We start from the raw sequence: 10,521 nt of genomic DNA on the forward strand, positions 1-10,521 counted from the left end.
TCAGCCGAGAAGGTCGGCCGCGACTTCGAGCGTGTTGCGGAACGATGTCTCCAGATGGCGTTCCATTGCCTGCGCGGCGCCCTCGGCGTCATGTCGCTTCAGTGCGCCGAGGATAGCTTCGTGCTGCTCGATCGTCTGTTCGCCAAAGCCTGGTTTCGGAATGGCGAGATAGCGGCCGCGGTCCATCTGCGCCTTGGAGATGTCGACGGCTCGCCAGATCATCGGCAGGCCGCAGATCTCCGCGATGGTGCGGTGAAAGACGTCGTCTAGCTGGATCGCGGTGGCGTACCGGCCGCGCGATATTGCGAGCTTGTGCGCCGCCATGTTGTCCTCCAGCAGTTCGGCGGCTGCCGGGGTGAGCTTCACCGCCGCGCGCCTGGCGCTTTCCATCTCCAGCGCCCGGCGGATGACATAGGCCTCTTCCAGGTCGGCGCGGCTGATCGGTGCGACATAGGTGCCCGTCTGTGCCAGGATCTTGACGAGGCCCTCGTCGCTGATGCGCTTGACGGCTTCCCGCACCGGCGTGCGCGAGACACCGAGGGCCTCGGCGATCGCCACCTCGTTGATCACCTCCCCGGGTTTCATCTGTCCGACGACGATCAGGTTGCGGATCTTCTGATAGATCTGATCGCGGAGCGGCAGAGCCCGATTGAGGGTCGAAGGGTCCAGGTCCATGGCAAATCCGTAGCGTCGTTCACCGGAAATGGTCGGATTATATTAGAATGGAGATAGGGATGCATTCAATGCGCGCTCCAACCGCTCCACGGGCAGGATCGCTGCGGAGCAGCCTGTCCGCGGCGCCCTTTGCGCCGGGGTAGGAATCCGCGTCACCGCGACTTCGCTTACGCGCAATTTACGACCGTCGGCTACATCAGTTCCTGTTTGATTCGTCCGTGGCAGGAACCTCATGAGCAAAGCCCTCACGACCTTCGCACTCGTCACCGTGCTGACCGCCTTGCTCATGGCGCTGAGCCTGGCCGTGGCCCGGCACGGCTATCCCTATGGCGTGACCGGCGTGAAGCGGCTCGACGGTGTCGCCGACGCGGGAACATTCATCCCGCTTGCCGCGGTCTATTTCTTCAGCGCGCTGCTGATGATGATCCTGCCGATCAGGGCGGCGAGCATCGTTCTCACCCACGCCGCCGACGCCATCTTCTGGACCGTGATCGTGCTGCTCGCCGCCATCGTCGGCGGCCTTCTCGCCCGATGGGCCTTCGGCCAGGGCAGCGTGATGCTGGCGCTGCTGAACTGGCGGTTCCTGTTTGCCGTAGCCGTCGTCGGCTGCCACTTCGTCATGAACGAGCTGCGCCGCAACGTGCTGTTGCGCAGCCTGTTTTTCGTCGTCTTCGCCGTCACGACGCTCGCCTGCCTGTTCTGGTCCTTCACGCTCTGAGCGCGATCGTCGCTGGCTGATTTCCGGCCGCGATGTGACCCGCGGCCTGCTCCATCCATGTCCAGAGATAGGCTGCGAGACCGCGCTCGACATGGATGCGCAGCCTGTTGTCATGGCGATACACGATGGCGCTGACGCCGGCGAGGGAAAGCGCCGCACTGGCGCTTGGCTGGCGAGGATCGAGCGTCGTCCCGCGTGCGATGAAGGCATCGAGAGCCGGGCCCTCGACCTCGAACACCTGCAAGCCGGCGCTGATCGTCGTCACCGCGAAACCCTCGCCGTGCCAACCCGCCGGGATGGGGAGCGGGTTGCTTGACACGACGAGCAGCCGGTCGCGCGCCAGTCGGACCGAATAGCGTGTGTCCTCTGCCAGGCCGAATGCACCGGCGGCCGTTCCCTCGAACCCTGAGGCCTCGGCCCATGCGGCAAGGTCACCGCTGACCAAGCGTTGGTGCAGTCCGGTGATCGGGCTTATTTGGAGCCCCGGGACTTCGATCGTGGCAGTCCGCCAGTCTGGAGCAACAGACCATTTCTCCGCGAGATCACGCATGCAGCCGGTCTCCTGCCGGGTCGAAGGCGCAAGGGGCGGCAATCGTCGCCGTGCTGACCTTCCCGAGATGCTGGATTTCGATCGCCTCGCCGTGGCGTGCCGCGCCGCGTTCGATCAGGCCAAGCGCGACGGGCCGGCCAAGCGCCGGACTCTGGTAGCTCGATGTGACAAACCCCTGGCTGCGCAGCCTTCCGCCGCTCCGTTTGATGCCATGCGCGCCGGTTGGCAGCGGCGCATCGCCCTGCGGCACCGTCAGGCCGACAAGCTGCAGCCGGTTGTCGCGCGAAGCCTCCTCGGTGAACAGCGAGCGGCGGCCGACAAATTCGGTCTGGCGTTTGGCGCGTGGGCCCTCGACGCCGAGATCATGCGGCAACGTGGTCCCGTCAGTGTCCTTGCCGATGACGATGAATCCTTTTTCGGCGCGCAGGATCATCAGCGCTTCGAGTCCGATGACAGCGGCATCGAACGGCTGGCCGGCCTGACGCAGATGCGCCCAAAGCGGTTCGGCGCGGTCCGCGCGGATCGAAATCTCGTAGCTCCTGTCGCCGGTGAAGCTGACGCGGGCGATGCGGATCTCGTCGCCGCCATAGTTGCCATGGCCTATCGCCATATGCGGCAGGTCCGCATCGTCGAGCGAAAGGCCGAAATCCAGGGTTTCAAGCAGCTTCCGCGCATTCGGACCGGAGACGGTCAGCGTTGCCATTTCCGCCGTGGCGTTGTGGATATAGACGGCGCCGCGGCCAAAGCGGTCCTGGCGCCATTCCTCCAGCCGCGCATGCACCGCGGTGACATGCGAGGACGAGCACGACACGACGAAGCGATGCTCGTCCAGCCGCACCAGCACGCCGTCGTCGAACACCACGCCGTTTTCCGACAGCATGAAGCCGTAGCGGCAATGGCCCGGCTTCAGCGTCGACATGGTGTTGTAGTAGAGGAAATCCACGAATTCGGCCGCCCGCGGTCCGATCACCTCGATCTTGCCGAGCGTCGAGCCGTCGAACAGCGCGACCGACTGGCGCGCACGCCGCGCCTCATCCTGGATCGTGCGGTCCGCATCGGCATCGCGGCCGCCATAATGGGCAGGCCGCAGCCAACCGCCATATTCCTGGAACACGGCGCCATCGGCACGATGGATGTTTTCCAGCGGCAGCCGGCGCACCGGCGCCATCAACTCGCCGGCGCGCGCGCCGGCAAAGCTCGCCAGCGGCACCGGCGTGAAGGGCGGACGGTAGGTGGTGGTGCCGACCTCCGGCACCGTGCGGCCGGTGATGCCTGCCATCAGCGCCAGGCCGGGGAGGTTGGAGGTCTTGCCCTGGTCGGTCGCCATGCCGAGCGTGGTGTAGCGCTTCAGATGTTCGACCGAGACGAAGTTTTCGCGCGCCGCCAGCTCGACGTCCTTTACCGTCACATCGTTCTGGTAGTCGATCCAGATGCGCCCCTTCGAGCCGGGCACCGGCCAGGCGGCAACGATGCCGCCGGTCGCCTCCGGTCCGGTGCTGCGCGGCATCTGGGCCATCCGTTGGCCGAGCGATGCAACAGCGTTCTGCGAGCCTGCGAACACCTCCGACAGCGAAACCGCGCCAGCCGCGGCGCCGGCAACGGCAATACCGTCAACGGGGTCGCCCGGCAGGAAGGCGGCACGCGCCTCGCTCCAGGCAAGCTTGCCCTTGGCCTGGCCAAACAGATGAATGGTCGGCGTCCAGCCGCCTGAGACCAGCACGCAGTCGGCATCGAGCCTGGTGCCGTCGTCCAGCGTCACGCCCTCGACGCGCAGCTTGCCATTGGCGGCGGCAAGCGATCGCCCCTTGACCAGCCGCACCTTGGTGGCTGGCATGCCATCACGCCTGATGTCGACCAGCGTGACGTCGGCGCCGGCCTCGGCGACGGCCTCCGCCACTTCATACGCGCTGTCATTGTTGGTGGCGACGACGATGCGCCGGCCGACCACCACCGCATGGCGCCTGAGATAGGCGAGCGCCGCATCCGCCGACAGGATGCACGGCAGGTCGTTGTCGGCAAACGGCAAAGGCCGCTCGATGGCACCCGTCGCCAGCACGATCTGGCGCGGCCGCACCCGCCACAGCGTGTCGCGCCGGCCGTCGAAATGACGCTGGTTCAGCCCGACCAGATTGTGGTCGTAGATTCCAAAAGCGGTGGTCGAAGGCAGGATCAGGTGGCCCCCGGCGGCAAGCTCGGCAATCGTCTCGTCGGTCCAGACGGCAGCCGGTTTGCCGTCGATCTCGCCGGCGCGGTGGCCGAGCGATCCGCCCGGCTTCTGCTGGTCGTCGACCAGCGTGATCGAGAGGCCGGCGCCGGCCGCCGCCTTTGCCGCCGCCAATCCGGCCGGCCCGGCACCCACCACCAACACGTCGCAATGATGGTTGATCTGGTCGGCCGAGCCCGGCGAGGTCCAGCCCTTGTCCACTTCGCCCAGCCCAGCCATGGCGCGAATGCGCGGCTCGAACATGTGCCAGTCCGGCCACATGAAGGTCTTGTAGTAGAACGCCGCCGGAATGAAGCGCGAGAAGCGGTCGAGGAAGGCGTTGCGGTCGGCGAGCGCACTGGGCGTCGCGTTGACGCTTTTGGCCACCATCCCGTCGCGCGCCGGCTCGGTCGTGGCGCGCGTATTAGGGGTCGCACGTGGGCCGCCGACATCGACCAGCGCGTTCGGTTCCTCGACCCCGGCACCCCAGATGCCGCGCGGCCGGTGGTATTTGAAGGAGCGGCCGACAACCGCGACGTCGTTGGCCATTAACGCCGAGGCGATGGTGTCGCCGGCAAAGCCCTCAACGTTTGTGCCGTCGAAGCTGAAGCGGATCGGGCGCGACCGGTCGATGGCGCTGCCGCCGACGGTGAGACGCGACGCGGTCACGCCGCGTGCTCCCCGCCAAGAGCGGTCGAGGACAGCACCTCGTGCGTGACCGTGTCACGTTCCATGACGAAGAACTCGCCGCAACTCATGTGCACCCAGATTTCACGTGCCGTGCCCTTAGGGTTGCCGTGCAGATAGAGGTAGTCGGCCCAGCGCTCGATCGGCACGTCGGCTCCGTCCGGCCGGACATTGCCGGCATCGCCGCCATAGTGGAATTCCGTCTCGTCGCGCGGACCGCAGAACGGGCAAGGGAAGAGCTGCATGATTGCCTCAATCTTCGTCTTTATGCATGTCGTCGTCCCAAAACCGCTGCACACTTTTGGGCGACATGCATCAATGTGCGATGCCGGAGCCGGCCGCTTCGTCGATCAGCCGCCCGCTGGCAAAGCGATCGAGGTCGAACGGACGACTGATGTCGTTGTGCTTGCCGGTCGCCAGCAGGTTCGCCAGCAGCGTGCCGCCGGCGGGAATGGCCTTGAAGCCGCCCGTGCCCCAGCCGCAATTGAGGAACAGATTGGGCAGCGGCGATTCACCGATGATCGGCGAGGAGTCCGGCACGACGTCGACAATGCCGGCCCATTGCCGCATCAGCTTCAGCTGGCCGAAGATCGGGAACATCTCCAGCAATCCTGCGATCACCGTCTCCAGTGTCGGCAAATTGCCGCGCTGCGCATAGGAAGGGATGCGGTCGAGCCCGCCGCCAATGACGATCTCGCCCTTGTCCGACTGGCTGACATAGACGCCGGTGCCGGGCGACAGCACCACTGTGTCCAGGATCGGCTTCACCGGTTCGGAGACGCAGGCCTGCAGCGCGTAGGAATTGATCGGCAGACGGAAGCCGGCCTTGGCCGCCAGCACCGAGGAATGGCCGGCCACCGCCATGCCGATGCGGTCGGCGCAGATCGCCCCGCGCGTCGTCCGGACGCCACGGCAGCGGCCGCCCTCGATGATGAAATCGGTGATTTCGCAGTTCTGGATAATGTCGACGCCGAGCCGGCTCGCCGCCCGCGCATAACCCCAGGCGACCGCGTCATGGCGCGCCGTTCCTGCGCGGCCTTGCCAGATGCCACCGAACACCGGGAAGCGTGCGTCTGGAGAGAAATTGTAGATCGGCGCCACGCGCCGCACATCCTCGGGCGAAAACAGCTCCGCATCGATGCCGTTGATCTGCATGGCGTTGACGGTGCGCGCGCCCACCTCCATCTCGGCCGTCGAGTGGCAGAGATTGACCATGCCGCGCTGCGATAGCATGACGTTATAGTTCAGGTCTTTCGACAGGCCCTCATAAAGCCGGTGCGCCAGCCCGTAGAGCTCGACACTTTCGGGATAATAATAGTTGGAGCGCACCACTGTTGTGTTGCGGCCGGTGTTGCCGCCGCCGATCCAGCCTTTTTCAAGGACAGCCACCCGGGCGATGCCGTTGTTCTTGGCTAGGTAATAGGCCGTCGCCAGCCCATGGCCGCCGCCACCGATGACGATCGCGTCGTAAGACGGCTTCGGCTCGGGCGAGCGCCACGCCTGCTTCCAGCCGGTCTGGCCGGCGAGGCCCTCCTTGAACAGCGATAGGGCGGAATAGCGTCGGGTCATGGCGTGCCGGCCAGGCCTGATTTGGGGAAGGGGGCGTGGATCATTGCATGGTCTTCTGTATGGACGTCACCGGTTCGATCGGTCGCGCCCGCATCGCCTTGCCGAGAGGATCGTAAGGCGACGAAGCGATGACGCGCACCTCTTTCGACGCCGACGATATGGGTTGTCAACTGAGTATCGGCATCGGCGCGATCGCGACCGACAAGCGCCATGGCAAGGCTCTTGCCGACCGTATGGCCGTAGCCGCCGGAGGTGACGAAGCCGGCAAGCTTGCCCTTGTTCCAGACCGGTTCGTAGCCGCTGGCATACGCATCCTCAGCGTCGGTTTCGAGCGTCACCAGCGTTCGCCTGGCGCTGGCTGGTTCTTTTCCAGGGCCACCTCCGATTTCATCCTGTCGCACTCCACCCTGTTGCGGCTGTGCACCCTATCTCTGTTGTACATATGTGTCCAGTGCACCGCGAGAACCGGGCCGGAGGAGGCTGGTGTGTGGATATGGAGCACGCCTATCGCCGGGAAAGCTGCCGAGCCGGGCAGCCGGTGCCCCGTCTAGCGTTTGCCGGAAAGCGTCTTTTCGACATAGCGCGAAAAATCCTCGACATCCTCGGCGGTCGGTTCCTGGCCGGTGAAGCTGCGCAGATAGGACGCGAGATGCATCAGGCGGCTGCTCATCGGCTCGTCAAGTTCCAGCGAGTAATAGCCGATCTGCATGAAGTAGAGCACGCGGGCGCGTACGAACGCGTCTTCTTCATCATAGCCATGGCGCATGAACATGTCGCGTATCGCATTGACGCGTTCTTCGTCGGCCTCGTCGAGCGCGCGCCTTGTGGCGGGGGACCGGCGCGCCCAGGCCCTGATCGCGAAATCGAGCCGGGGGTCGAACAGCTTTTCGTCCACCCAGCATTCGAAAATGCTCATCACCCCACGGATGACGGTGGCGGATGGCCGCCCGGCGCGCTCGACGATGAACCGGGTGTTGGTCTGCTTCCAGTAGTCCAGCAATTGGTCGAGCAGGTCCTGCCGGCTCTTGAAATACCAGTAGAAGCTGGAACGCGAGACGTCGAGCTGCTGGCCAAGCGTCAGCACGCGGACGCGTTCGACGCCATCCGAAATCAACGTTTCAAGCGCCAGCTTCAGCCAGTCTTCACGAGTGGCCTTGATGTTGCCGGTGGCGCCGGCGCGCTGGATCGTCGTTTCGATGGCTGCCATCGGTATGACGCATGACATGCCGGATCAGGCAAATCAAGGCTATGGACATCTCTGTACAGGGCAATCGATTGAGCTGACGTGACGGCTGCGGGGATATCAACCGGGCTGGCTGTCGATGGGGCGCTGCCGCCGCCATCCTATTGACGCAGCGGTAGGCCCGGGGGTTTTTGTCGCGGCGGCCCGGCCAGTACGTGCTTTCCCCCTGAGCAATTGTCTGGCAAATACCAGTTCAGAAAGATGCCGCCGCGCGGCCAACCAGCAGGAAAGACGAGGACATGGCTCAGTTTCGAAAGAACCTCATTGATGGTGAATGGGTCGGCAACGCCGGCTCCCGCAACATCAACCCCTCGGATACCGGCGATGTCGTCGGCGAATACGCCTCGGCGGGCGTGGAACAGGCGGCCCAGGCGATCGCGGCGGCCAAGGCGGCCTTTCCCGCTTGGTCCCGCTCCGGCCCGCTGGCGCGCCATGCGGTGCTGAAGAAGGCGTCCGACGAGATCATGGCGCGCAAGGACGAGATCGGCCGCAACCTGGCGCGCGAGGAAGGCAAGACGCTGGCCGAAGGCATCGGCGAGACCATTCGCGCGGCCCAGATATTCGATTTCTTTGCCGGCGAAACGTTGCGCCTGTCGGGAGAGATGGTGCCGAGCGTGCGGCCGGGCGTCGGCGTCGAGATCACGCGCGAGGCGGTCGGCGTGGTCGGCATCATCACGCCGTGGAATTTCCCCATCGCCATTCCGGCCTGGAAGATCGCTCCGGCGCTGGCCCATGGCAACACCATCGTCTTCAAGCCGGCCGAACTCGTGCCCGAGAGCGCCTGGTCTATCGTCGATATCCTGCATCGCGCCGGTCTGCCCAAGGGCGTGCTCAACCTCGTCATGGGCAAGGGCTCGGTGGTCGGCCAGGCGATGCTCGACAGCCCCGATGTCAACGCCATCACCTTCACCGGTTCGGTCGGCACCGGCAAGCGCGTCGCAGCGGCAAGCGTCGAGCACATGCGCAAGTTCCAGCTCGAAATGGGCGGCAAGAACCCGCTGGTGGTGCTGGACGATGCCGATCTTGCGGTTGCCGTCGACTGCGCGCTCAACGGCGCCTTCTTCTCGACCGGCCAGCGCTGCACCGCCTCGTCCAGGCTGATCGTGACGGATGCCATCCATGACCGTTTCGTCGACGCGCTGAAGGAGCGGATGGACAGGCTGGTCGTCGGCGATGCGCTCGACGCGCAGACCCAGATCGGTCCGATCGTCGACGCAACGCAGCTGGAGCAGGACGAGGATTACATCGCCATCGGCGTCAGGGAAGGCGCTACGCTCGCCTTCGGCGGCGAAAGGCTCGACCGCAAGACGCCCGGCTTCTATCTGCGGCCGGCGCTGCTGACCAACGCCACCAACGCCATGCGCAGCTCGCGCGAGGAGATTTTCGGGCCTGTCGCCAGCGTCATCAGGGTCAAAGACTATGACGAGGCGTTGGCAGTCGCCAACGACACGCCCTTCGGGCTGACCTCGGGCATCTGCACATCGAGCCTCAAGCACGCCACCCACTTCAAGCGCAATTCGGAAGCCGGCATGGTGATGGTCAACCTGCCGACGGCGGGCGTCGACTTCCATGTTCCCTTCGGCGGCCGCAAGGGCTCGAGCTACGGTCCGCGCGAACAGGGCCGCTACGCCATGGAGTTCTACACCACGGTGAAGACCGCCTATACATTTGCAGGCTGATTGGATGCCGGCCATCGGGGCCGGCGGGCGTTCACTAGGGAATCGGCACGAGGCAATGACGTTGCAGGACCTGACCTGGCTCAACCCGCCACCGCATCATGCCCTGGACGGCAACATCGTCCAGGTTCGCACCGGCAAAGAGACCGACTTCTGGCGTGAGACCTTCTACGGTTTCTGGCGCGATAACGGCCACTTCCTGTATCGGTCGGTCGAGGGCGATTTCACCGCCGAGGTCACCGTCAAAGGCGACTACAAGGTACTTTACGACCAGGCCGGACTGATGATCCGGCTGAGCGAAACGCACTGGATCAAGGCCGGAATCGAATACACCGACGGTCTCGCCTACTTCTCGGTTGTCGTCACCAACGACACATCGGACTGGTCGCTGGTCGCCATTCCCGCCGGCCCGAATGGCGTCAGGATCCGCCTGACCCGCCATGGCGAAGCGATCCGCGTCCAGTATCTCGACGCTTCGGACCGGCACTGGAAGCCGGTGCGGCTCGCCTATTTCCCGATCTCGAAGACGGTCGATGTCGGCATGATGTGCTGTTCACCGCAGCGCGAGGGTTTCGAGGTCACATTCTCCGGATTTTCGGTCGGCCCGCCGATTTCTCGGGAATTGCACGACTGATGCCTGGAGCATCTCAGGCGGAAGCTACAGCAGGCCGACGCATCACCACGGCACGTGCAGGATTTCCAGTTTCGGCAGGCCGACTGGTCTGACGCCAGGATCATTGGCAAGCACGCCGAAGGCTTCGGTCTCGATCAGGTCGCGGTTAGGGAATTTCGGGGAAGCGAAGGCCGCCGCGATGCGAGGCGGCGTCGACCAGGAGCATGGTTCCGCCGGGCCGTTCCATTATGGCTCCGGCATGAATACGGATACGATATTGCAATGTCTTCCAGCTCCGGCTCAGGCTCTTGTGAGCGCGGACCGCACGCATCATGCTCATCACATCCCTGTATCGCTTGTGCTTGAGAAGCTGCCTTGAAATCCGCTGTGCGTTCCAGGCTTTCCTCCCCTGCAGAACGTCCCTGGCAATGCCTGAACCGGCGAGCTTTTCCAGTTCAAGCGTGATCGCGAGAAACGTCGCCCGCGGAGCCCGCACAAACCGTCGCGCCATTCTCTCTTCGTCATGGTGGTAGAGGAGCACCGGGGTAGGGGTCGTCACCCCGTCGGCTCGGGCAAGCAGGGCTGCC

Annotated in this window: 11 protein-coding genes; 3 read left to right on the forward strand and 8 right to left on the reverse strand. The window is 64.8% G+C overall.

Annotated features, from left to right (window positions below; translation table 11 throughout):
- Complete coding sequence (locus FJ958_RS21090; RefSeq protein ID WP_140745142.1) at positions 1-675, reverse strand: GntR family transcriptional regulator; 675 nt, start codon at positions 673-675, stop codon at positions 1-3.
- Positions 676-907: 232 nt separating this feature from the next.
- On the opposite strand from FJ958_RS21090, the gene FJ958_RS21095 reads away from it, so the two are divergent.
- Positions 908-1,393 carry a hypothetical protein gene (locus tag FJ958_RS21095; RefSeq protein WP_140745143.1) on the forward strand — a complete coding sequence of 162 codons (486 nt, stop codon included), beginning with the start codon at positions 908-910 and terminating at the stop codon, positions 1,391-1,393.
- On the opposite strand, the gene FJ958_RS21100 is transcribed toward FJ958_RS21095, so the two are convergent.
- The 6 genes from FJ958_RS21100 to FJ958_RS21125 all read right to left on the reverse strand — a co-directional run bounded on the left by FJ958_RS21100 (position 1,383) and on the right by FJ958_RS21125 (position 7,609).
- Positions 1,383-1,943, reverse strand: a complete 561-nt coding sequence (locus FJ958_RS21100) for a hypothetical protein (protein ID WP_140745145.1) — start codon at positions 1,941-1,943, stop codon at positions 1,383-1,385. The two genes, FJ958_RS21095 and FJ958_RS21100, sit on opposite strands and share 11 nt — an antisense overlap.
- Positions 1,936-4,815 carry a sarcosine oxidase subunit alpha family protein gene (locus tag FJ958_RS21105; RefSeq protein WP_140745147.1) on the reverse strand — a complete coding sequence of 960 codons (2,880 nt, stop codon included), beginning with the start codon at positions 4,813-4,815 and terminating at the stop codon, positions 1,936-1,938. The genes FJ958_RS21100 and FJ958_RS21105 overlap by 8 nt, the downstream gene beginning before the upstream one ends.
- A complete protein-coding gene (locus tag FJ958_RS21110; protein WP_140745148.1) occupies positions 4,812-5,078 on the reverse strand; it encodes a sarcosine oxidase subunit delta in 267 nt (88 codons plus the stop codon). Before FJ958_RS21110 ends, FJ958_RS21105 begins: the two co-directional genes overlap by 4 nt.
- Positions 5,079-5,148: 70 nt before the next feature.
- Complete coding sequence (locus FJ958_RS21115) at positions 5,149-6,402, reverse strand: sarcosine oxidase subunit beta (protein WP_140745150.1); 1,254 nt, start codon at positions 6,400-6,402, stop codon at positions 5,149-5,151.
- Positions 6,399-6,740 (reverse strand): glycine cleavage T C-terminal barrel domain-containing protein, encoded by a 342-nt coding sequence (locus FJ958_RS21120; RefSeq protein WP_246679678.1) that lies wholly within the window; start codon positions 6,738-6,740, stop codon positions 6,399-6,401. Before FJ958_RS21120 ends, FJ958_RS21115 begins: the two co-directional genes overlap by 4 nt.
- 209 nt (positions 6,741-6,949) lie before the next feature.
- A complete protein-coding gene (locus tag FJ958_RS21125) occupies positions 6,950-7,609 on the reverse strand; it encodes a TetR/AcrR family transcriptional regulator (RefSeq protein WP_181176459.1) in 660 nt (219 codons plus the stop codon).
- 275 nt (positions 7,610-7,884) lie between these two features.
- Here FJ958_RS21125 and FJ958_RS21130 point away from each other — a divergent pair, with 275 nt between their 5' ends.
- Together FJ958_RS21130 and FJ958_RS21135 are read left to right on the forward strand one after the other, a co-directional pair.
- Entirely contained in the window at positions 7,885-9,324 is a 1,440-nt protein-coding gene (locus tag FJ958_RS21130) for an aldehyde dehydrogenase family protein (RefSeq protein WP_140745154.1), read from the forward strand.
- Between the two features lie 55 nt (positions 9,325-9,379).
- Positions 9,380-9,955 (forward strand): DUF1349 domain-containing protein, encoded by a 576-nt coding sequence (locus FJ958_RS21135; protein ID WP_140745156.1) that lies wholly within the window; start codon positions 9,380-9,382, stop codon positions 9,953-9,955.
- A gap of 145 nt (positions 9,956-10,100) precedes the next feature.
- Here FJ958_RS21135 and FJ958_RS32065 read toward each other — a convergent pair whose 3' ends face one another.
- Complete coding sequence (locus tag FJ958_RS32065; RefSeq protein WP_246679679.1) at positions 10,101-10,445, reverse strand: hypothetical protein; 345 nt, start codon at positions 10,443-10,445, stop codon at positions 10,101-10,103.
- Positions 10,446-10,521: the final 76 nt, after the last annotated feature.

It is taken from the genome of Mesorhizobium sp. B2-3-5, assembly GCF_006442395.1.
GTDB lineage: Bacteria > Pseudomonadota > Alphaproteobacteria > Rhizobiales > Rhizobiaceae > Mesorhizobium.

What these genes read in the sequence shown, in the direction of transcription:
- FJ958_RS21090 (WP_140745142.1), bottom strand. Translation starts at nt 675, where the DNA reads ATGGACCTGGACCCTTCGACCCTCAATCGGGCTCTGCCGCTCCGCGAT.
- FJ958_RS21095 (WP_140745143.1), top strand. Translation starts at nt 908, where the DNA reads ATGAGCAAAGCCCTCACGACCTTCGCACTCGTCACCGTGCTGACCGCC.
- FJ958_RS21100 (WP_140745145.1), bottom strand. Translation starts at nt 1,943, where the DNA reads ATGCGTGATCTCGCGGAGAAATGGTCTGTTGCTCCAGACTGGCGGACT.
- FJ958_RS21110 (WP_140745148.1), bottom strand. Translation starts at nt 5,078, where the DNA reads ATGCAGCTCTTCCCTTGCCCGTTCTGCGGTCCGCGCGACGAGACGGAA.
- FJ958_RS21115 (WP_140745150.1), bottom strand. Translation starts at nt 6,402, where the DNA reads ATGACCCGACGCTATTCCGCCCTATCGCTGTTCAAGGAGGGCCTCGCC.
- FJ958_RS21125 (WP_181176459.1), bottom strand. Translation starts at nt 7,609, where the DNA reads ATGGCAGCCATCGAAACGACGATCCAGCGCGCCGGCGCCACCGGCAAC.
- FJ958_RS21130 (WP_140745154.1), top strand. Translation starts at nt 7,885, where the DNA reads ATGGCTCAGTTTCGAAAGAACCTCATTGATGGTGAATGGGTCGGCAAC.
- FJ958_RS21135 (WP_140745156.1), top strand. Translation starts at nt 9,380, where the DNA reads ATGACGTTGCAGGACCTGACCTGGCTCAACCCGCCACCGCATCATGCC.
- FJ958_RS32065 (WP_246679679.1), bottom strand. Translation starts at nt 10,445, where the DNA reads ATGGCGCGACGGTTTGTGCGGGCTCCGCGGGCGACGTTTCTCGCGATC.